At 46.1% G+C, this 21496-nt stretch carries 18 protein-coding genes; 14 read left to right on the top strand and 4 right to left on the bottom strand.

Going from position 1 to position 21496, the window contains the following annotated elements:
• Window positions 1-40 precede the first annotated feature (40 nt).
• Entirely contained in the window at window positions 41-1048 is a 1008-nt protein-coding gene (locus P5G61_RS18915) for an LLM class flavin-dependent oxidoreductase (RefSeq protein WP_062324576.1), read from the top strand.
• A gap of 112 nt (window positions 1049-1160) precedes the next feature.
• Entirely contained in the window at window positions 1161-1892 is a 732-nt protein-coding gene (locus tag P5G61_RS18920) for a metallophosphoesterase family protein (protein ID WP_363325754.1), read from the top strand.
• On the opposite strand, the gene P5G61_RS18925 is transcribed toward P5G61_RS18920, so the two are convergent.
• Entirely contained in the window at window positions 1889-2125 is a 237-nt protein-coding gene (locus P5G61_RS18925) for a helix-turn-helix domain-containing protein (protein ID WP_301247937.1), read from the bottom strand. The two genes, P5G61_RS18920 and P5G61_RS18925, sit on opposite strands and share 4 nt — an antisense overlap.
• A 181-nt stretch (window positions 2126-2306) precedes the next feature.
• Here P5G61_RS18925 and P5G61_RS18930 point away from each other — a divergent pair, with 181 nt between their 5' ends.
• The 3 genes from P5G61_RS18930 (at window position 2307) to infC (ending at window position 4639) form a co-directional block, all read left to right on the top strand.
• Window positions 2307-2693, top strand: a complete 387-nt coding sequence (locus tag P5G61_RS18930) for a hypothetical protein (protein WP_301247938.1) — start codon at window positions 2307-2309, stop codon at window positions 2691-2693.
• A 386-nt stretch (window positions 2694-3079) separates the two neighbouring features.
• Window positions 3080-4012: a manganese-dependent inorganic pyrophosphatase gene (locus P5G61_RS18935; protein ID WP_301247940.1), complete on the top strand. Its 933-nt coding sequence runs from the start codon at window positions 3080-3082 to the stop codon at window positions 4010-4012.
• 135 nt (window positions 4013-4147) lie between these two features.
• Complete coding sequence (gene infC / locus P5G61_RS18940) at window positions 4148-4639, top strand: translation initiation factor IF-3 (RefSeq protein WP_024631839.1); 492 nt, start codon at window positions 4148-4150, stop codon at window positions 4637-4639.
• Between the two features lie 188 nt (window positions 4640-4827).
• Here the strand turns inward: infC and P5G61_RS18945 are convergent, their stop codons facing one another.
• The gene (locus P5G61_RS18945; protein ID WP_079344188.1) at window positions 4828-5658 is read right to left on the bottom strand and encodes a protein-glutamine gamma-glutamyltransferase; all 831 of its coding nucleotides are present in this window, start codon (window positions 5656-5658) and stop codon (window positions 4828-4830) included.
• Window positions 5659-5933: 275 nt separating this feature from the next.
• On the opposite strand from P5G61_RS18945, the gene P5G61_RS18950 reads away from it, so the two are divergent.
• Complete coding sequence (locus tag P5G61_RS18950) at window positions 5934-8681, top strand: PAS domain S-box protein (RefSeq protein ID WP_301247941.1); 2748 nt, start codon at window positions 5934-5936, stop codon at window positions 8679-8681.
• Window positions 8682-8789: 108 nt separating this feature from the next.
• On the opposite strand, the gene P5G61_RS18955 is transcribed toward P5G61_RS18950, so the two are convergent.
• Window positions 8790-9002 carry a cation:proton antiporter regulatory subunit gene (locus tag P5G61_RS18955; protein WP_029881135.1) on the bottom strand — a complete coding sequence of 71 codons (213 nt, stop codon included), beginning with the start codon at window positions 9000-9002 and terminating at the stop codon, window positions 8790-8792.
• A gap of 138 nt (window positions 9003-9140) precedes the next feature.
• Complete coding sequence (locus P5G61_RS18960; protein WP_079344190.1) at window positions 9141-9881, bottom strand: hypothetical protein; 741 nt, start codon at window positions 9879-9881, stop codon at window positions 9141-9143.
• Between the two features lie 588 nt (window positions 9882-10469).
• On the opposite strand from P5G61_RS18960, the gene P5G61_RS18965 reads away from it, so the two are divergent.
• From P5G61_RS18965 to P5G61_RS19000, 8 genes are all read left to right on the top strand, one after another.
• Window positions 10470-11276 carry a glycoside hydrolase family 12 protein gene (locus P5G61_RS18965; RefSeq protein WP_301247942.1) on the top strand — a complete coding sequence of 269 codons (807 nt, stop codon included), beginning with the start codon at window positions 10470-10472 and terminating at the stop codon, window positions 11274-11276.
• Window positions 11277-11539: 263 nt separating this feature from the next.
• Complete coding sequence (locus P5G61_RS18970) at window positions 11540-13234, top strand: M3 family oligoendopeptidase (RefSeq protein ID WP_301247943.1); 1695 nt, start codon at window positions 11540-11542, stop codon at window positions 13232-13234.
• A 309-nt stretch (window positions 13235-13543) separates the two neighbouring features.
• Window positions 13544-14404 carry a GNAT family N-acetyltransferase gene (locus tag P5G61_RS18975; RefSeq protein WP_301247944.1) on the top strand — a complete coding sequence of 287 codons (861 nt, stop codon included), beginning with the start codon at window positions 13544-13546 and terminating at the stop codon, window positions 14402-14404.
• Window positions 14405-14722: 318 nt separating this feature from the next.
• Window positions 14723-15874, top strand: a complete 1152-nt coding sequence (locus tag P5G61_RS18980; RefSeq protein ID WP_301247945.1) for an iron-containing alcohol dehydrogenase — start codon at window positions 14723-14725, stop codon at window positions 15872-15874.
• A gap of 22 nt (window positions 15875-15896) precedes the next feature.
• Window positions 15897-16184, top strand: a complete 288-nt coding sequence (locus P5G61_RS18985) for a hypothetical protein (protein WP_079344195.1) — start codon at window positions 15897-15899, stop codon at window positions 16182-16184.
• Between the two features lie 256 nt (window positions 16185-16440).
• Window positions 16441-17610 (top strand): glucose-1-phosphate adenylyltransferase, encoded by a 1170-nt coding sequence (locus P5G61_RS18990; RefSeq protein WP_285077410.1) that lies wholly within the window; start codon window positions 16441-16443, stop codon window positions 17608-17610.
• 26 nt (window positions 17611-17636) lie between these two features.
• A complete protein-coding gene (glgD, locus tag P5G61_RS18995) occupies window positions 17637-18740 on the top strand; it encodes a glucose-1-phosphate adenylyltransferase subunit GlgD (protein WP_024631848.1) in 1104 nt (367 codons plus the stop codon).
• A gap of 298 nt (window positions 18741-19038) precedes the next feature.
• On the top strand, window positions 19039-21471 hold the full coding sequence (locus P5G61_RS19000) for a glycogen/starch/alpha-glucan phosphorylase (RefSeq protein ID WP_301247948.1): 2433 nt from the start codon (window positions 19039-19041) through the stop codon (window positions 21469-21471).
• The last annotated feature ends 25 nt before the right edge of the window (window positions 21472-21496 follow it).

Below are 21496 nucleotides of genomic sequence, written 5' to 3' on the forward strand. Positions count from 1 at the left end.
CTGCAGCCATTAACGCAGATAACGAAAGGAATGAATATAGATGAAACTTAGTGTACTAGAACATGGACATATTAATGAAGGACGGACGGTACAGGATACCCTTCAGGAAACCGTAACTCTTGCCAAGCATGCAGATGAGCTGGGCTTCTCCCGCTTCTGGATGTCGGAGCATCACGGCAGCGGGGCACTGTCATTTTCCAGTCCGGAAGTTATGATTGCGCACGTTGCAGCACATACAGATCGAATTCGGGTAGGTTCAGGTGGCGTGATGCTGCCTCATTACAGTGCATATAAAGTCGCCGAGAATTTTCGTTTGCTGGAAGCGCTGCACCCCGGCCGAATCGACCTTGGAATTGGCAGAGCACCAGGGGGAATGCCTATTGCAAGCAGAGCCCTGAATGAAGGAAAGTCATCGAATGTACAATTCTTCCCGCAGCAAATTGCCGATCTGGGTGGGTATTTTCATGAACAGCTGCCGGAGGATCATCGATTTGCTTCCCTAGTAGCTGGACCATCCGTACCCACTGTTCCCGAAGTGTGGCTGCTCGGCTCCAGTTCCGAAGGTGCACGAATTGCTGCGGCACAAGGGACCGCTTATGCGTTTGCCCAATTTTTCGGAACGCCGGGTGGAGAGGAAGCGATGAAGCATTATCGCAGACATTTCAAGCCATCCATCCTGAATGACCAACCCCATTCCATGATTGCGGTGTCGGCATTCTGCGCGGAGACTGAGGAAGCGGCTGCTGAACTGGCTCGCAGCAATGAACTCTTCTTCCTGCGGCTTGGGCGGGGTCTGGAGCAGAACTCATTCCCATCCCTGGAAACGGTGAATAACTATCCATTTACGGCCATGGAGATGGAACAGATCCGTCAACGTCGTTCTTTTTCCATCGTGGGTACACCGGATCAGGTGAAGGACAAAATTACGGCAATGGCTGAACGCTATGAAGCGGATGAGGTTATTATTGCGTCAGCGATTCACTCCTTTGAAGATCGTTTGCGTTCATTCAGTCTGATAGCGGAAGCCTTTGGTTTAAAGCAGGATTAATTGATACTGAACGGGAATTAGTATTCTGAACTAGCTGGAGCCTTGCCATGCAAGGTTCCGGTTAACTCTTGCGTGATCAGGGAGAGGAGAGATTCACATTCGCAGATGTGTCATTAGTGATATTCATGGCTGTTACGATGAATTCAATGCTCTGCTTGAGCAGGCAGAATACGATCCGAAGCAGGATGAGCTGATTTTGTTAGGTGATTATGTCGACCGCGGGCCGAAGAGCAAAGAGGTCGTGGAACAGATCATGCAGATGCATGAGCAGTACAACATTATTGCGATCAAAGGAAATCATGATGCCATGATGGTCAAGGCGCTGAACCATGATGTCGAGGAGTATGACAAACACTGGATTCGCAATGGTGGTTTACAGACGCTGGCTAGCTATGTCGAGGTTTCTTTGGATCATGAGCAGTTGGACTGGGATGCTTATACTGAAGCCAAGCATAGGCTGCGTACACACTATGAGCATCATCTTCGTTTTTTGGAACAGCTTCCCCTTGTATACGAAATTCCTGGTTATATCTTTGTACATGCCGGAATTAATCCGGAGGTGGAGGATTGGCGGACCCAGTCAGAGCGTGACTTCATTTGGATTCGGGAGCCATTCTATTCAAGACCAACCTCGCTCAAGGAGACGGTGGTATTCGGTCATACGCCAGTCAAAAATTTGCATAACGAGCCAGGTGTCTGGTTTGACCCCAGCGGGGACAAGATTGGCATTGATGGTGGATGTGCTTATGGTGCTAGATTGAACTTGCTGGAGATCAGTGAAGACGGAAGTGTACAGGTCTTTTTTGTGAAAAGAGGAGAGAGCCGTCAGGGTCCCGAGATTTAATCCACGCGGCGAATTTCAAATAAATCATTGGGTGTAATATCGAAGTATACACAGAGTTTCACAATAAGGGATGCAGAAATCTTTTTCTTATCCATATTGGTGTTGTGCAACAGTTCCATAATGGTTGTTCTACGATGTCCAATTTCTTCTGACAATTTGAGGACAGACATGTTGTTGTGCTTTTTCAAGATCTCATCGAGTTTGCAGTGTAGTGTGATTTTATCGAAATCCATAGTGATCCTCCAGCAAGATTATTTAAAAGTTTTAGTTGGAGATGGTTGCACTTTAAAAGTGCACATGATATATATGGAATATGAATTGCACTATGAAAGTGCAAAACGTGTTCTTGGAACTAGAAATTCAATTTCAGACTCCTAAAGTGGAGGGGATTGATGGATGAGAGACGTTACACCTATGGTAAATCAACAGGCTGTAGTACATATTGTTAGGAAAAAGCCAGCCTGGACTGAGTTGGCAGCTATACCTGATGGCATTCATTTCTATCATATTACAGATTCATTGGGAAGAAAATGGAGAACAATTGGTCAGCATATCACAGATGCTATTGAAGTTTTTGGTTTTGGATATCGTGATCCTTGGACAATCATTTTGGAGCAGGCACCGTATGATTCCGAGTTGAGTGTAGAAGAACTTCTAAGGAAATTATGTGTCACTATATACGACGAAGAGTTAATCTGCGATATGCATATCATATTAAATACTCTGGATCGACGCAATGAGTTTGTCCAGCGGATTCTGGATATAAATGAACATAGCATATTATACTGTTGTATGAGTTGAAGGCGGAGTATTTGGTGCAGGACTCGATGCCAGAGATTACCTTAAACAAAAGTATAAAATAAATCCGATTGAAGCTCTGACTTTTTACTTTCTGGAGAATGTGGATTGGTATACATACCGGCAATGGATCGGAGCTGGGGGGACGGCAGAGTTGTGCATTCGTTTTCGGAATGATAATCCGTACATAAGCCTAACTGAAGCTATCGAAAGGGCGGAACAGAATTTGTGCTCAATGTGAGTATAAAGGCAAGACCTTGACATGATTTTGTAATTAATTCGCTGTAAAGGGATTGGAATTAAGCCTTATTAACGCTATAATCAGTAAGGGTATGATTGAAACATTACATTTTATTCATCTAAATCAGAATTGACGGAGGGCTATTAATATGGAAAAAGCATTAATCTTCGGTCACAAAAATCCCGATACGGATACGATCTGCTCGGCCATTGCCTATGCAGACTTGAAAACAAAATTGGGTCAAGACGTTGAGGCTGTTCGACTCGGCGAAGTTAACGGCGAAACTCAATATGCATTGGACCAATTCAAAGTGGCAGCGCCACGTCTGATTAAAACAGCAGCCAATGAAGTAAACAAGGTCATCCTGGTTGACCACAACGAACGTCAACAAAGTGTCAGCGATATTGAAGAAGTGACGGTTGTTGAAGTTATCGACCACCACCGGATCGCTAACTTTGAGACAAGCCAGCCTTTGTATTTCCGTGCAGAACCTGTAGGTTGTACAGCAACCATTTTGAATAAATTGTACAAAGAAAACGGCGTGGAAATCAGCGCACCGATTGCTGGTTTGATGCTGTCCGCGATTATTTCGGATTCCCTGTTGTTCAAATCCCCAACATGCACAGAGCAGGATGTAGCAGCTGCAAGTGAACTGGCTGCCATTGCTGGTGTGGATGCAGACAGCTATGGTCTGGATATGCTGAAAGCGGGCGCGGATCTGAGCCAGAAAACGATTGCTGAACTGATTTCCCTGGATGCCAAAGAATTCGTAATGGGTCAAGCTAAAGTGGAAATTGCACAAGTGAACGCGGTTGACGTGAATGATGTGCTTGTGAAGCAACCTGAGCTTGAAGCAGCGATTGAAGCGATTATTTCCAGCAAAGGTCTCGACCTGTTCGTATTTGTCGTAACGGACATCCTGAACAACGATTCTGTTGCATTGGCATATGGTGCTTCCACTCAAGCTGTAGAGAAAGCATACAATGTAACATTGTCGGATAGCAGAGCGGTGCTCAAAGGCGTAGTATCCCGCAAGTCGCAAATTGTACCGGTTCTGACCGAAGCTTTCAACTCGTTGTAAGACGAACAAGACGCATAAAACCGACGTATAACCATTACGTCCAGATATACGATGAATATTCAGTTCACAACATCCAAGCCTGCTCTTGATCTGTCATAGGTCAGGACAGGCTTTTGTTGTAGAGGAGGATGTACCATGATCAAAAATGAAAAGATTAAAGCGACTGAGGTCCAACTGACCGGCCTGAACGGTGAGGATCTGGGCATCATGTCTACCCGTGATGCGCTCGCACTTGCGAAGCAGTACAAAGTGGATCTGATCTGTACGTCTCTAATGATAAGCCCGCCGCCATGCAAACTGATTGGTGCTGGTGCAGCGAGACAGGAAAAGCAGCAAGAGAAGAAGAAAGCTGCGAAATCACCCGACAAACGCAAAGTGAAGGAGATTCGGCTGAACCTGCAGATGGAAGACCACGACCGGGAAACCAAGCAATCTCAGGCAGAGCGCATCCTAACGAAGGGTGACTCGGTCAAGCTCGTCATCCAGGTGCATGGAGCCAAGGAAGGAACAGCAGGCAAGGAATGGGCAGAACAGCTATGCAAATCTCTGGCTGAGTATGGCAGTAAAACGACGGGGGTTCAGGTAAGCGGCAAACAGGTCGTTGTGCAATTGGACCCCATTGAATAATAACGATGAATGAAATTAACTAACAATGGAACGGTGGGGCTATCCAGTCGTTAATGAACTGGCTGTCCCAATTGCTCCAAAACCCCCGAGAAGCAACAGTGGACCTGCTGCTTCTCGGGGGTTTAAGCATGGAATATCATTAAACCCTGCTGAACGAACTTCTAATGACCAATACACTTCAAGCTATGTCAGGTTCGCAAGTAGCGGCTGCCGCCAATACGCACATACAATTGTCCCGGCAAGACCGGGGTAGAAGAGGCTGTCTGTGAATTTCCGTTGTTACCGTTCTTGGCATATCGGGACAGATATAAAAAGTCTGGATAAATGACCGTATCCATTAAATAGGCTGAAACTGTACTTCCAGGAATACGATTTTGGTTCAATGAACGAATGATTTCTTCCCCGCTTGCAATCCCGATTCCATGTCCATAATATGAATTTTCACGCAGCATAATGGTATTCTCTCCCTGCCACTCTGGTGTTTCAGGGGAAACGTCCGGATTTTTGAAGTACAATACATCTCCAGGAAGCGCAGAGTTACTTCCGTTCTTTTCCGTTAATCGCAGATCGCTGTCATAGTGCCAGTCATAGAGCAGCAGGTTGCGAAACAGGGAATTGAAATCATCTTCCCGAATGCTGTTCAATACACCGCCATACAGAACAATTACAGTCGCTGTTGCGCATTCAAAGGCATACAAATGACCATTCTTCCAAATGTCCCGGATTCCCTGCGCAGGCGTCACCTCACCCCTTAGCTCAAAGCCTCCTTGAGCATTTCGATTCCAATAGGCCGGGTTACACCTGGATTTCTCGAATGAGGCGAAGCTGACACCACTACGATCCAGTGCTTCCGCTGCATCAACCAGAGACTCCCGCAGTGTCCATTCAAAGTGAAGATGATCCATGGATTGATAGGTGTATACTGTGGGACTGTTCTGTAGTTGCTGTAACCAGTGCCATGCAAAAGCAGACCAATCCGAACGCACCAGCTCAATCGGTTGATTCGCAACAATAATCATATTCATAACCTCCAGTATCATTGGGATGTTCAGCCTTGTACAAACGGGGATGCACGCGTTATTCTGTAGTATATGACGCCAGTTGTGCGGTTTTGTATGTCTGCAGGTGCAGACAGCATGAACACACGATAAGAATGTCGATTATGGCCTGGATTTTTTGTTCAACTCGTTTATAAATCATTACATTTGGGGTACTACTCTTATAGATGAAGTTATGTTCAGGTCGATCTGTTCATACGGAATATATTCAGATTCCTAATAAAGGAGGATATGCGGTGTCGAATCTAATTGCAGAGAATCGCTCTCTGTTCGAACAGTTATACACACATGCACCGATCGGCATTGCTGTTGCCTCGCATGTGAACGGACGTTGGCTCCAGCTTAATCCGGCATTTTGCGAGATGTTGGGATTCAGTGAAGATGAATTGATTAACGCCCCTCTCGTACATATGATTTATGAGGAAGACGTGGAAATGGGGCAATTTAGATCCCACTTCTGGGATATGACCAACGGATTAAGTCTGATGTATGAAACCGAGCTGCGGCTTAAGCGCAAGGATGATTCTCTTCTGTGGGTGACGGTAAGAGCCTGTATCGTCAGGGATGAACCGAGCGGTGAGCCGCTTTATTTGCTTGTTCAGGCAGCGGATATTTCGAAGCAGAAGGACGCGGAGAATCGACTGATTATACAGCGTGAGCAGTTGGAGGAGAGCAGCCGAATCTCAAGATTACTGGCTGAATCCTCGCTTGACCTGATTGCCATACACCATGCCGATCCGGAACGAACGTTCAAGTACGTATCTCCAGCCAGCACAAGCATGTTGGGATATGATCCGGAAGAAGTTATTGGTCAATCTGGCCTGTTCTGCATTCACCCCAACGATGTGGCTCTGGTCGAGGCTTACGTGGCTGCTCAAATTCAGGGCCTTGCCCCTGATCGAATCAGCTATCGGCTCCTGCATAAGGATGGTTCGGTTGTATGGGCGGATACCATCTCTCAGTATCTATATGACAAGCAGGGAAATCTGCAGGAAATAATCGCGGTGACCCGTGATATTACAGCGAGCAAGCAGCAGCAATTAAGTCTTCAGGAATACCAGTCATTGTTTGACTGCAACCCTCTAGGGGTTGCTTCATTAGATTTGGACGGAAACTTGCTGAAGGCCAACACAGGACAGGAGCAATTGACAGGCCATACCAGGGAGGAGCTTCTTAGCAGACCCTTTGATCATCTCATTGACCCGGTGGACCTGGAGAAGACGAGGTATCACTTTGAAGAGACTGTAAAAGGAAACGCACAGCGCTATGAAGTAGGGCTGATTCACAAAGACGGGCAGCGCATTGAAACGAGTGTAATTAATGTTCCGATTTTGCTCGAGAATCGTGTTGTTGGCGTCTATGGGATAACCAGTGATATTACGGAGTCCAAAAGGTATGTAGAGGAGATTGAAAATCTCAGTAATGAACGGGCATTGATTCTCAATGCCATGTCTGAGGGAGTTATTGGCCTGGATCAGAACGGAAACCTGATATTTGCCAATCCGATTGCAACGCAGATGATGGATTTCTGTCCGTCTGAAATGAATGGAAAACCACTTGAAGAGATTATGTTACAAATGCAAAGTGAGGGTATTCCTTATCCGTCCAATGGTAATCCGATTCTGCAAGCGGTACGTGAAGGGAGAAGCCTGCCGCGATCAGAGTCAGTCTTTTGGAAGCAGGATGGCTCCAGCTTTCTGGCGGAGTTCCAACTGAAACCGATTATGGATCAGGGAGACAATCGTGGGGCTGTACTCGTTTTTCGCGATATGACATCGGTGAAGGACATCATTCGTGCCAAGGAAGTGGCAGAGCATGCGGACCGGGCCAAGTCAGAGTTCCTGGCGATTATGAGTCATGAGCTTCGTACACCATTGAATGGAATCATGGGAATGGCTCATCTGTTAAAAGAAACAGAGCTGGATGAGGAGCAGAACGGATTTGCCGATATTATCATCGACAGTGGTGAATCACTGCTGCATATTCTGAATGAAATTTTGGATTTCAGCAAGATTGAAGCAGGTAAAATGGATCTCGAACGCCAGCCAGTTGATATCAAAGCCCTTCTTGGCGGGGTCATGGAACTATTCGCGCTTAGAGCTTCCGAAAAAAATATTGAACTATACTGTGAAATGTCCGAACAGATTCCCGAACGCGTAAGAGGCGATGAAACACGGATTCGTCAGATTTTAATTAATCTGGTAGGCAATGCCGTCAAATTCACGGAGAAGGGAAGCATTCAGGTTCACGCGAACGTTAAGCCAGCGGGATTATACGATGAGAATCACCTTCTCTTGTCAGTTTCAGTCAAAGATACCGGGATTGGCATTCCGTTCAACAAGCAGCATCAACTGTTCCAGTCCTTCTCTCAGCTTGATCCGGCTATCAATCGCAAATATGGAGGCACGGGCCTCGGGCTGGCCATCAGTAAGAAGCTGGTGGAACTGATGGGCGGTGCCATTGGTGTACAGAGTGAGACAGGTGAGGGAGCAGATTTCCATTTCACTTTGTTACTTGAACGATGGCAAGATGAGTCCACGGATCGGATTGAAAAGGTGGCTGATCACGACCTGAAGCTGGATCGAACAAGTCTGGCAGCGGGCATCAAAATACTTATAGTTGAGGATCAGTCATTAAACAGTCATTTGCTGGAGGAAATGCTTCGGAAGCTCGGCGGTGTATGTGATATCGTGGAGAACGGTGCAGAAGCGGTGGAAGCATTGGAAAGGGAATCATACGACCTTCTGTTTATGGACATCCAGATGCCCGTTATGGATGGGATTGAAGCGACCAGCAGAATTAGGCAAACCCATCCTGAAATCCCGGTCATTGCTGCCATCACCGCTTTTGCAGGGGCGAACGACCGTGAAGCCTGTCTGAGATGCGGCATGCAGGATTTTATCAGTAAACCGTTCAGCTCTGCGGAAGTTAGTCGTGTATTAAACACATGGGTTCCGTTCATTCGAGCAAAGCACGAGCGCTGATGAGCTCCAAGTGCAACTTATCGAAAAAAATAACCTGCCCTGAAATTTCAGGGGCAGGTTATTTGCGTCTTTCATCGGTGTTGTTAATCTAATCGCCTGACACAGATGTCAGGACCATCCTCCGATTAACCCCGAAAGGGTTACGCACTCGTCATCTTCCAGTTCTGCAATTAGGGTGAGTTCTTCGTTGTCACTTGGGTCCACCGAGAACAATTCACGGCGTCCGTCTTCGTGGACAACAATGACCAACTTATTACCGCTTTTTGTATCAAACTGGTACTTAACTCCGATACCAGGCAGTGGGCATTCCCGGATATTCATGAAATCTGTCACCTCTTTAGCAATTCCATAGTTAATTTAACCGTTCACACAGTACGGATGTATTCTACTATCCATAACACCGTTTGGCAAGTCGGAAGTGAAATAGTAGTCATATCATCCGAGCTTCTTGAGCTGTGGTTATATTTTCCGCGCCTTTCTGGTTCGTCTGCGACGGACTATAAACCAAATAAGTAATGCAATGAATAGCACCAAGGCAATGCCCCCCGTAATAATGATATTCCGAATATTCGGGACCTGTAGGGTTAAATCCAGCTTATTCGTATCCAGTGGGGAGACGTGCCAAATTAGAGTTTTTCCATGATCTTCGACCAGATCTGCATTGGATTCCTGTGCCTTGATTGGAAGAGTCAGCTTGAAATCAAAATTGACATCTTTCAGCAGCAAGTTTTTGAGAAATCCAGGCACCTTGTTAATTTGGTCTTTGACCTCACCGTCGGGAACGGTCTGCAGCAGGTCTACTTCCGCAGCTATATGCAATTTGGAAGTGAAAAAACCAGGTGTAGTGGATTGCTCCACCTGGATTCCATCAGGCAGATCCGACGTGCTGAAGGTAGAGACGGTATTACTTTTCTCATAATGGGTCGTCGCTTTGAGTTCTGTGCGATCTCCCTGGTCCGAGACTTCAGCCTGGAAATTATTCTTTTTCAACGAATCTGCGAGCAATGTCATGAGATTGTCTTGTCCCATCATTCCCAGAGCAGAGTCGGTTACGCTGAGATTCAGATCCAGATCCGATGAACCGTCCATATTGACCGTGACATGAGCTTCACCATCAGCACAGGCGGATAGGATAGACAGCATAAGAGTAAGTAAAAAAGCGAATAATAGCTGACGATAATAGGGTATGCGAGTCGACATTCAGTTCAAACCTTTCTGCGTATAATCCAATTCCATTTCATAGAAGTATAGTATACACCGTAAGTATGACGGATGAAACTTTGTACCCTACAAGAGCAAGGTGGAAAAATCAAATATCAATGCAAATCTGTTGAATTAGCGATATTACGATTGAAATTACAATGAAAAAGGACACAATATTATGGAGTGAGAATGAAGATTTCGTATTTTTGTCAATGTTCAGTCAACTCAAAAGGGGTTTCACCGTGTAAACTGGTAGTAGTGTGAAGAAAAACGGAGCAGGGGGGTTACATTCATGACATACATCATTATTATGGGGATTATTATGGTTGTGGGAATGCTCGGAATGGGCTGGTTCTATAAGATTATGGACAACGATCAACACTAAGATTATAAAAGAAACATGAAAAGACAAGCTTATAAGCTGACTTCGTAACGTATTGCGAGGTGGGCTTATTTGTATATAATCCCAAAAAGTCTAAAAATAGCATGAAATAATGTCGGATTTAAGTGGTATGCTTGTACATGGAAATGTTTTACACTTACTGTTGTAAGCGTTTACAATAAAATTTACGGGAGGCTAACATTATGAGTTTGAAGTTGAAAAAAAGATCAGGCAAGAAAGCATGGATGCTGCTGGTTATGTCATTACTGATTGCGGCCGTTCCAATTACAGCCAGCGCAGCATCGGATTCTACAGCGTATGCCAAACTTAATTTCAGCAACAACAAGTATTATATATTCAACAATAGCTGGGGAAGTTCGAGTGTCAGTGGGTGGTCCCAGTCCGTGTATGTGAACAGTAATACAGATCTGGGTTACGTTTGGAACTGGCCAACAACGTCTGGTGGAGTCAAAGCCTATCCTTCTCTTGTCAGCGGCTGGCACTGGACAGAGGGCTATACACCAGGCAGTGGGCTGCCAACACGTTTGTCTGCAAACAAAAGTATCAATACCGGAGTAGGTTATTCTAAGGCGTCCAACACCAATGGAGAATATAATAATGCGTATGATATCTGGCTGCATGACATCGGGAATGCGACCTGGTCAAGTACACCGACCGAAGAAATTATGATCTGGAACGAATGGACTTCCGGTGTAGGACCCATTGGTTCCAAAGTATTTACGGATGTATCCATTGGTGGACAGACCTATGATCTATATCGTGGCGAAATTACCGACAATGGGGTGCATCAATGGTGGGTATACTCGTTCCTCAAAAAGTCTCAATCCCCCAACAACTTTAGCATCAACGTCAAAAATTTCACCGATTATCTGATCTCCAAAAGTTACTTCACCAACAGCAAATATGTCAGCAGTGTTGAATATGGAACCGAAATTACGAAAGGCAGCGGCCAGATCAATTACTCCAATTGGTATGTAAACGTTCAGTAACGGCTCCATTTATCACGCATTATTCCTGATTCAATGAGATGCTGCTCGAAGGGAGATCCATTCCCGGCTGATGCAGCATCTTTTACATGCATGTTATACCTGACATTCAAGCGTAATATATGTGACGAGTGATGTTGTTCCATTTGACCGATGGACAAATATTTTTCGTAAAGATGGGATTTTTAGGCTGCTCTTTTGTATAATAGGGTTTAGTTCAACTCGGGGAATCCCGAAATATGCCTAATAGGAAAGGGTGTACATAAATGAAATTTAGTGAGTATACGTATACACGTCCCGATCTGGAACAAATCAAAACGTCATTCCGTGAGCTTCTGAGTGGTTTTGAAGCTGCGATTACGGTTGAAGAGCAGAGTGGATATATGGACAAAATTAACGCGCTGCGCAGTGATTTTGAGACTCAGGCACAATTGGTCTACATCCGTCATTCCATTGATACCAATGATACGTTCTATAAAGCAGAAAACGAATTTCTGGATGAAAGCTCTCCGATCATTCAAGAATACATTACCGATTATTATCGGGCATTGGTGAACTCCAAATTCCGTGCTGAACTGGAACAAAAATGGGGTTCGCAGTTATTCCAGCTGGCAGATCTGTCCCTGAAGACTTTCAGCCCGGAAATTATCGAAGACCTTCAGAAAGAGAACAAACTTTCTACCGAATACAACCAACTGATTGCTTCGGCCAAAATTCCGTTTGAAGGGGAAGAACGCACATTACCGCAGCTGCACCCTTTTGAGTTGTCCACGGATCGTTCTATGCGGGAACGCGCATCGGAAGCAAGATATACGTTTATGGCTGAACATGAAGCTGAATTCGATCGAATTTACGACGAATTGGTGAAAGTACGTACGCAAATCGCGAAGAAGCTGGGATATCCATCGTATGTGGAGCTCGGCTATGACCGTATGAACCGTACGGATTACAACGCGGAGATGGTGTCCAATTTCAGAGCGCAAGTCCGTGATTATATCGTGCCTGTAGCTACGAAGCTCAGAGAGCGTCAGCGCAGCCGGATTGATGTGGATACCCTCTATTATTACGATCAAGGATTTAGCTTCAAGACGGGGAACCCGACACCTAAAGGTGATGCCGACTGGATCATTGACAATGGTAAGAAAATGTACGCTGAATTGTCACCGGAAACGGATACGTTTTTCCAAATGATGACCGACAATGAATTGATGGACTTGGTGAGCAAAAAAGGCAAGCAGGGCGGGGGATATTGTACCTTCCTGAACGATTACAAAGTACCGTTTATTTTCTCCAACTTTAACGGTACATCGGGCGATATCGACGTATTGACGCATGAAGCGGGTCACGCGTTCCAGGTATATGAGAGTCGTCACTTCGAAGTGCCTGAATACAATTGGCCGACGTATGAATCCGCAGAGATTCATTCCATGAGCATGGAATTCTTCACTTGGCCTTGGATGGAATTATTCTTCAAGGAAGATACGGACAAATACAAGTTTGATCACCTGTCTTCCGGATTGCTCTTCATTCCTTACGGTGTAGCTGTCGATGAATTCCAGCATTTTGTCTATGCAAATCCGGATGCAACACCAGCGGAGCGCAAGCAGGCTTGGCGCAACATTGAGAAGACTTATCTGCCGCATATCAATTACAAGGATAACGCCTATCTGGAACAAGGCGGATTCTGGCATAAGCAGGGTCACATCTTCTCGTCGCCTTTCTATTACATTGACTACACACTGGCACAAATCTGTGCGTTCCAGTTCTGGAAACGCAGCAACCAGGATATGAAGTCCGCATGGGCTGACTACCTGACATTGTGTAAAGCCGGAGGTAGCCTGTCCTTCACAGGATTAGTCGAACTGGCTGGGTTGAATTCTCCGTTTGAAGACGGCTGCGTATCCTCCGTCATCGGTGATATTGAAGCCTGGTTGGATGGAGTAGACGATAAGGCGTTGTAAGCTATATATATTGAACTAAACTTTACACGATAACGCAGAGGACAGAAATAACCTGAAGAAGCGGAGCGTTCGCCTTTATCCCCGGATTTTCCCTTTAAAGAGGGAATCAAAAAAATCTGGGGATAACAGCGATCGAAAGGTTGTTCTGTCATAGGAGTGGCAAGGGTAAATATACTCTAGTTCAATAAAAATAAAGGTCGAAGAGGTGAAAGGGAACGAGGAATAGACCAGACGTTATCGCATTCTGAGGCAGGGCGGATTTGAATGTATTCATTTACCCACCCTATACAAAGAATGCGAGGTTATACCATGTTGGTTTTACTGAATCAACCGTCCCAAAGGAATCAATTGACACCCTTCATCTCGGGTACGAACGGGCATGTGGTCATGGGTGGAGTGCTTGCTGGGCTTCAATGCGGACGCGTCTATGCAGACCGGCTTTATGCTCCAAAAAGTGCACTGATCTGGGCAAAAAATGAAATGTTCTATCTGATCGGAAGATCGGATAATGAACAGTTCAACAGTCTTGTCAGAGAGGTACTCGTTCAGGAGCTTTTCCCTGAGGCGTTAGGTGCTGGCGAAGACATGCTGAATCTTGAAGTGTACCCCGACCCAGGTTCAGACTGGGCTCCAGTTCTGCATCACATGTTTAATGGGCGTTTGCGAGAAGGGGTGCGGGTTCCTTTTCAATTCAATCTTGCGAAGTATGAACAGTGGCGGGAACACAGTTCCAGCTCCTTGTTCGTTACTCCTGGATATGAGCTTCAAGTTATCGACCAAGCTGTATTGGTAGAGGACAAAAGTGGTATCATTGAGCATGAAATTTTGAAATTCTGGCATTCAGTGGAGGACTTCTTCCGATACGGAGCAGGCACATGTACGGTTTATAAAGGGCAGGTTGTAGGTACGTGTATCTCGGTGTTTGTCAGTGGCATTCACCACGAAACAGGTATCAATACCTACGATCCGATACACCGGGGCAAGGGTCTGGCTTCGGCCATGGCAAGCACTTATGTGCAACTCGTTCTGGAAAGGAATTGTGTTCCACATTGGACGACAGAGGATTTTCGTCATGATTCCATTGCAATAGCTGGCAAGCTTGGTTTCGATCAAGGCAGACCCTATCCCGTCTATTACATGCCGATTCAGGAGCTTCTGGATTGTGAATGATGAAGATTGAACGAATTAAAGTGTACCGGGTTCGTTAAACGTTTTTTGCATGTTGAAGATTTGCAGGGGCTGTCCCAGAAGTCATGAAAAATGACCTGGGATAGCCCCTGTTTTTCGATTTGATTTGTGAATCCAAGATCAACTTGTTTTTCTTTTCAAGCGCTGATGAGCCAGCTGTTGAAGAGCAGTCACAATCATTGGATGAATTCGTCCAGATGAAACATTTATCAACTTGGTTGTGATTTATTTCACTATATCTGAAAACGGATTCAGTTACAATAAAGACAGTAAATCAGGGGTAACAGGAGGCTGGTTCAGATGGCAACACACGCTTATTATGTTCCGCCCGTGAACTTGATGGGCAGAGGGTGTTTACAGGAAGCAGGCAAGTTGATACAGAATATGGGGATTCACAAGGCGCTTGTCGTAAGTGATCGTCAATTGATCTCTTGCGGCGTTGCTGAACAAGTGCTGTCTATACTAAGAAAATCAGGGTTAGACTATGTGATATATGATGAGGTTCAGCCCAATCCGACCTGTCAGAATGTACATGACGGACTTCAAGTATTTCAGGATCATGGCTGTGACGCCATTATATCGATAGGCGGAGGTTCACCGCAGGATGCGGCCAAAGGTATCGGCATTGTAGCAACCAATGGTGGACATATCCGTGAATATGAAGGATTACATCAATCGAAACACAAGTCCGTGCCGCTAGTTGCGATTAACACAACAGCGGGCACGTCGAGTGAGGTGACTATGAATTACGTGATTACAGATGAGGAACGCAAGGTGAAAATGGTAATGGTGGATCGAAACAGTCTCGTCGACCTGTCGGTGAATGACCCGGAACTGATGCTGAGCAAGCCTGCCAGTCTTACTGCGGCCACAGGCATGGATGCGTTGACCCATGCGGTTGAGGCCATGGTGACGCCTGGTGGTTTTACTGTAACGAGCGCTACAGCGGCAGCAGCCGTTGAGCTGATCTTTGAATATTTACCCAGAGCCGTTAAGGATGGCAGTGATCTGGAGGCAAGAGAGCATATGACTTATGCGTGTTTTCTTGGTGGGATTGCTTTTAACAATGCGGGCTTGGGCTACGTTCATGCGATGGCTCACCAGCTTGGGGGAGTCTACGATCTGCCACATGGGGTATGTAACGCGATGTTGCTTCCTTATGTAGAAGAGATGAATGCCAAGCATGTACCCGGTAAATTCCGGCATATTGCCAAAGCGATCGGTATGGACGTGAAGGGCAGAAGTGATGAGGAATGCTCCGATTACGTGATTGAGGCCATTCGTCAACTTTCCAAAGAGGTTGGCATTCCTGAGAAGCTGTCTGAATTGGGTGTGAAAGACCCTGATGTTGAATTGCTGGCGGATAACGCCATGAAAGATGCCTGTGCACCAAGCAATCCATATGAACCCTCCAAGGAAGAAGTGATGGAGCTGTTCCGTAAAATTATATAGAGTATCATAGCAATTTCGTATAATGGAATGGAAAGCCCTGCTGGGAAACAAGGATGGGGATGAGAGCATCCAGCGGATAAAAGGAGAAATAGGCCGGGAGGGATCTCGGCTTTTTTATCATATATTTTTAAAATTTAATTACTTATTTTTCCAGTTAATGTTAAGGGCAAAACAAAAGGATTTTGAAGACCTATTATCGAATACAATATTTAATAACAGCGGCATAAGGGAGGGAGTGATATCCACTTATACTTTTGTCGAAGTTTTCCAGCAAGATTCCTCAACCCGTTTCGTGTTTAATGTTATATAGGAGTCGTGTATTGCATTTTTCACGGGGTACACCTTAATTTGTACATCCACCTATCACCTCTACACAACAAGTTCAGGCAATTCTGCATGTATCATCTACTTTCAGACACTACAAGAATGACGTTCGGCTGCAATTTCGATGGAACACAGTCTGTACAGCATGCTCCTAATCATGACAAAAGTGTCCACACAACAACATATCGGATTATGGGCTCTGAAATGAATCAGAACGAATGCACATGGAGGAGGCTGTAATGATGGCAAAAAAAGAAGTTGTAGCGATGCTGCTCGCTGGAGGGCAAGGCAAAAGGTTAAAGGGATTGACCAAATCACTGGCCAAGCCCGCTGTTTATTTTGGCGGAACTTATCGTATCATTGATTTTCCACTTAGTAACTGCTCCAATTCAGGCATCGACACGGTCGGTGTGTTAACCCAATACGAACCTCTGGTGCTGCACTCATATATCGGCATTGGCAGCGATTGGGATCTGGATCGGAAAAATGGCGGGGTATATGTGCTTCCTCCTCATGAACGTGAAGACGGCAGTAACTGGTACCGAGGTACGGCGGATGCAATCTACCGGAACCTGAATTTTATCGAACAATTCGATCCTGAGCATGTGCTCATCTTGTCAGGGGATCATATCTATAAAATGGATTACGAGAAAATGCTTCAATACCATAAGGAAAAGGATGCAGATTGCACCATATCGGTCGTTGACGTTCCGTTGGAAGAAGCCAGCCGGTTCGGGTTGCTCAACACCCACGATGATTATCGCATCTATGAATTCGAAGAAAAACCTCCTGAACCCAAGAGTACGCTTGCTTCCATGGGTATTTATCTCTTCAAGTGGGATGTGCTGAAACGCTTCCTGATCCAGGACGAACAACAGGCATCCACCTCCTACGATTTTGGCAAAGATATCATTCCCTTGTTGCTTGAAAATGAAAAATCACTATACGCCTACCCGTTTGAGGGGTATTGGAAGGATGTAGGTACGATCCGCAGTCTGTGGGAATCCAATATGGATCTGCTGGATGAGGAGACGCCGTTTAATCTGAACGACCCCGACTGGCGTATCTTTACCCGTAACCCCAATCAGCCTGCGCAATATATTTCACCTTCTGCGAAGGTGCGGAACTGCATCATCAGTGAAGGTAGTGTTGTACATGGTGAGGTTAATCACTCGGTGCTGTTCTACGGGATTGAGGTGGGTGAGAATAGCTCAGTCACGGATTCAGTGATCATGCCAAAAGTGAAGATCGGACAACATGTACGCATCCACAAAGCTATTATTGCCGAAGGACTGGTGATTCCGGATGGAGTACATCTGTCGCCTGCCCCTGAGGATGAAAGTGATATATTACTGGTTGATCAGGAAGAACTGGAACGTCAGCTTCACGAGGGAATGACAAGCAAAGCCTAATCTAACCCCAAAGGACGGTGCATGCGATGAAACCATTGATCGGAGTTATTAACCTTGACCATGAGCTTGAGGAATTGAAGGAATTGACGTACTTTCGCTGCGGAGCCGCGGTGCCATATGCCGGGCGCTACCGTCTGATTGATTTTGTATTGTCCAATATGATGAATGCTGGCATTGAGAGTATCGGCGTATTTGTCCGTCGGAAGTATCGTTCACTCATGGATCATCTGGGAGACGGTAAGCCGTGGGATCTGGATCGCAAGCATGGAGGCATGTTTATTCTGCCCCCGGACTGGAACGATCCAACCGATACGTCACAAGGGGATTTGCAGCATTTTCACAATAATCTCGATTTCTTTCGTCGGGGTTCCGGCCAATATGTCGTTCATGCAGGCAGTCGGCACGTGACCAAAGCAGATCTGCAGGATGTGTACAGGTACCATATAAGCAAAGGCGCGGATGTGACATTGGTTTGCAAAAAAGTGGATCAACTTCTGCCTGAGCATGACGCCTGTGTCAAAGTTGAAGATGACGGGAACGGCAATGTGGTGGACATTCACCAAAGCGCCGATCACCCGAATATATATACAGAAATTTTCATTATGGAAAAAGAACTGTTCCTGCGCCAGGTGCAGCGCTGCATCGCTCATGGAGAAAGCCATTTCTTCCGTGATGTAATCCAGAAAAACCCGGATGGCTTGAACATTGCTGCATATGCCTATGATGGCTATCATGCCGTGATTAATTCAATCGACAGCTATTACCGCAACAGTCTGGAATTGTTAAATAGCGGACTATATGAACAACTGTTCAAGGAACAGCCTGTTCAGACCAAGATTAAGTATGAGGCTCCGGCCAAATATTTGGACACCGCTGAGGTGAAGCATTCCTTACTTGCAAACGGCTGTATTGTAGGCGGGGAAGTGGAAGACAGCATCCTGTTCCGTGGGGTGCATGTGGCGAAGGGTGCCAAAATTAAAGGCTCTATTATTATGCAAAAATGCTACATCGGAGAAGGCGCCGTTCTGGAGAACGTTATTCTCGACAAAGATGTGAAGCTAAGCGGCGGCCAGACGCTGATCGGCGACCCGTCCAACCCGTATATTTTGGCAAAGAGTACTATTATCTAATACCGACACTCAACCGATATCATCTATAAATATATATAAAATAAAAATCCTGTAGGATGGATTCAAGGTTCATGCTGCTTCGAAGCATGGGTGCCACAGCTAAAGCTACGGTTATACGTGCTAACGCAGTGGAGGTGAGAGATCGATTCTGAAGAAGCGTCAGCGATCGGAAGAACGATTCGTAACCGGAAAGGGGCTCTTAGCCGAAAGTGCAGCTTTGAAAGGTGTAGCACTCATGTGTAAGAAACAAGTGTGAACCGCCACGATCCTACAGGATTTCACCGGGAGGAACCTTCTTTTGTTTGACAACAAGGAAACGTTCAAGAGTATTTTTAGGCGGAATCTGGTCAGCAAATTGGGCAAACCGTTAGCAGAAGCGACGCAGGAGGATGTCTATCACGTACTTGGAAGCATGATTCGTGAATATGTGGGTCAGGATTGGGCGGCGTCGAATCAGGGGTTTAAGCAGCGTCAGGATAAACAGGTCTATTACTTCTCGCTGGAATTCCTGATTGGACGTCTGCTCGGCAACAACCTGCTAAATGTGAATGAACTGGAACTGGTTCGTGACAGTCTGGCTGAACTGGGCTTCTCTTTGGAAGATGTGGAGGAGCAGGAGGCGGATGCAGGTCTGGGTAACGGAGGTCTGGGACGACTCGCGGCCTGTTTCCTGGATTCATTGGCATCGCTCGGTTATGCAGGACATGGGTGTGGAATTCGATATAAATATGGCTTGTTTGAGCAAAAAATCATCAACGGCAATCAGGTGGAATTACCTGATAATTGGCTCGATAAGGGAAATGAATGGGAAGTCCGCCGTCCGGACAAAAAGGTGGAGGTACAATTCTGGGGCCGGGTGGAAGCCCATGAACAGGATGGACATTACCAATTTGTTACCAAGGATGCGGAATCCGTTGTAGCTGTGCCCTATGATGTACCCGTCATTGGTTATGGTCAGCCCCATGTAAACACATTACGGCTGTGGAGTGCGGAGCCGAAGCGGGAAACATCGCAGGATACCCCTTCGAACTATTACGGATATCTCGATTACAGTCGTTCGGTTGAATCCATTTCAGAGTTTTTGTACCCCGATGATTCCCAATACGAAGGTAAGCTGCTCCGATTGAAACAGCAGTACTTTATGTGTTCAGCAGGTGTACAGAGTGCCTTGCGTACGTTTAACAAATTGGAGCTTTCCTATGATCGGTTGCCGGATAAAGTAGCGTTCCATATCAATGACACTCATCCAACACTGGTCATTCCGGAGCTCATGCGGATTCTAATTGATGTCAAAGGCTATGGATGGGATGAAGCTTGGGATATCACAACCCGCACGGTATCATATACGAACCACACAACATTAAGTGAGGCGCTTGAAAAATGGCCTGTAGCCATGATCAGTAAGCTGCTGCCACGTATTTACATGATCATTGAAGAGATCAACAAACGTTTCTGCGGCATGCTGCTCGAACGTTATCCAGGAGACCCGGATCGTATTCAGCATCTGGCGATTGTTGCGAACGATCAGGTGCGGATGGCTCATCTGGCGATTGTGGGCAGTCATAGCGTCAACGGTGTGGCGGCTCTGCATACCGAGATATTGAAGGAACGGGAGATGGAGCCGTTCTATGCACTCTACCCGGAGCGATTCAACAACAAAACCAATGGCATCACTCATCGCCGCTGGTTGATGCATGCCAACCCGAAGCTGTCGGATCTGATCACCCATACGATTGGCGGGAAGTGGATTACAGAGCCGGGAAGGCTGAATGAGTTGGCAGGAGCTGCGGATGATGCTTCATTCCAGCAGCAATTCCAATCTATCAAACGCCACAATAAGGAGCGGCTCGCTGCGTATATCCTGGATCATACAGGAACAGCTGTCAATCCGGATTCCATTTTTGATGTACAGGTGAAAAGGCTTCATGGCTACAAACGGCAGTTGCTGAACATTCTGCATGTCATGCATTTGTACAACCGGCTCAAGAGCGATGCTTCATTTGATATCGTGCCACGTACATTCATCTTTGGAGCAAAAGCAGCGCCAAGTTATTATTTTGCCAAGAAAATTATCAAGCTGATTAACACGGTGGTGGATACTGTAAATCGGGATACGGCCGTGAACGATCGTTTGCAAGTGTTTTTCCTGGAAAACTACTCAGTCTCTCTTGCGGAAAAAATCATTCCGGCAGCGGACGTCAGTGAACAAATCTCGACTGCAGGTAAGGAAGCTTCCGGTACCGGTAACATGAAGTTTATGATGAACGGTGCATTAACCATCGGTACGATGGATGGTGCGAATGTTGAGATGGCAGAGCAGGTCGGGGAAGATAATATGTTTATCTTTGGTCTGCGGGCAGATGAAGTCCTTGAGTATTATCGTTCCGGCAGCTATCGACCGGGTGAGATTGTACAGCAGGATGAACGGATTCGCGAGGTGGTGGAGCAGTTGGTACATCCAGGTGCGTTCTGTGAACGTGACGGTGAATTCTGGGATATTTATGATTCCTTGCTGGCGCATGGCGACGAGTACTTTGTATTACGTGACTTTGCTGCCTATGCCGATGCCCATGCTGCCATTGATTCAGCATACCGCGATGTATCGGGCTGGACACGCAAGGCGGTGCTGAATACGGCTCAAGCCGGCATTTTCTCCAGTGATCGCACCATCAGCGAATATGCGACGGATATCTGGGGCATTCATCCGGTATCCGGACACTGGAAAGGTTAAAGAATTATTGTTTAACAAAGAAAAC

Source organism: Paenibacillus vandeheii (assembly GCF_030433635.1).
Lineage (GTDB): Bacteria > Bacillota > Bacilli > Paenibacillales > Paenibacillaceae > Paenibacillus > Paenibacillus vandeheii.

Excerpts from the sequence above, each read along its gene's own strand:
- P5G61_RS18915 (WP_062324576.1), top strand. The coding sequence starts at position 41 with ATGAAACTTAGTGTACTAGAACATGGACATATTAATGAAGGACGGACG.
- P5G61_RS18925 (WP_301247937.1), bottom strand. The coding sequence starts at position 2,125 with ATGGATTTCGATAAAATCACACTACACTGCAAACTCGATGAGATCTTG.
- P5G61_RS18930 (WP_301247938.1), top strand. The coding sequence starts at position 2,307 with ATGGTAAATCAACAGGCTGTAGTACATATTGTTAGGAAAAAGCCAGCC.
- P5G61_RS18935 (WP_301247940.1), top strand. The coding sequence starts at position 3,080 with ATGGAAAAAGCATTAATCTTCGGTCACAAAAATCCCGATACGGATACG.
- infC (WP_024631839.1), top strand. The coding sequence starts at position 4,148 with ATGATCAAAAATGAAAAGATTAAAGCGACTGAGGTCCAACTGACCGGC.
- P5G61_RS18945 (WP_079344188.1), bottom strand. The coding sequence starts at position 5,658 with ATGATTATTGTTGCGAATCAACCGATTGAGCTGGTGCGTTCGGATTGG.
- P5G61_RS18955 (WP_029881135.1), bottom strand. The coding sequence starts at position 9,002 with ATGAATATCCGGGAATGCCCACTGCCTGGTATCGGAGTTAAGTACCAG.
- P5G61_RS18960 (WP_079344190.1), bottom strand. The coding sequence starts at position 9,881 with ATGTCGACTCGCATACCCTATTATCGTCAGCTATTATTCGCTTTTTTA.
- P5G61_RS18965 (WP_301247942.1), top strand. The coding sequence starts at position 10,470 with ATGAGTTTGAAGTTGAAAAAAAGATCAGGCAAGAAAGCATGGATGCTG.
- P5G61_RS18970 (WP_301247943.1), top strand. The coding sequence starts at position 11,540 with ATGAAATTTAGTGAGTATACGTATACACGTCCCGATCTGGAACAAATC.
- P5G61_RS18975 (WP_301247944.1), top strand. The coding sequence starts at position 13,544 with ATGTTGGTTTTACTGAATCAACCGTCCCAAAGGAATCAATTGACACCC.
- P5G61_RS18980 (WP_301247945.1), top strand. The coding sequence starts at position 14,723 with ATGGCAACACACGCTTATTATGTTCCGCCCGTGAACTTGATGGGCAGA.
- P5G61_RS18985 (WP_079344195.1), top strand. The coding sequence starts at position 15,897 with ATGGAATGGAAAGCCCTGCTGGGAAACAAGGATGGGGATGAGAGCATC.
- P5G61_RS18990 (WP_285077410.1), top strand. The coding sequence starts at position 16,441 with ATGGCAAAAAAAGAAGTTGTAGCGATGCTGCTCGCTGGAGGGCAAGGC.
- glgD (WP_024631848.1), top strand. The coding sequence starts at position 17,637 with ATGAAACCATTGATCGGAGTTATTAACCTTGACCATGAGCTTGAGGAA.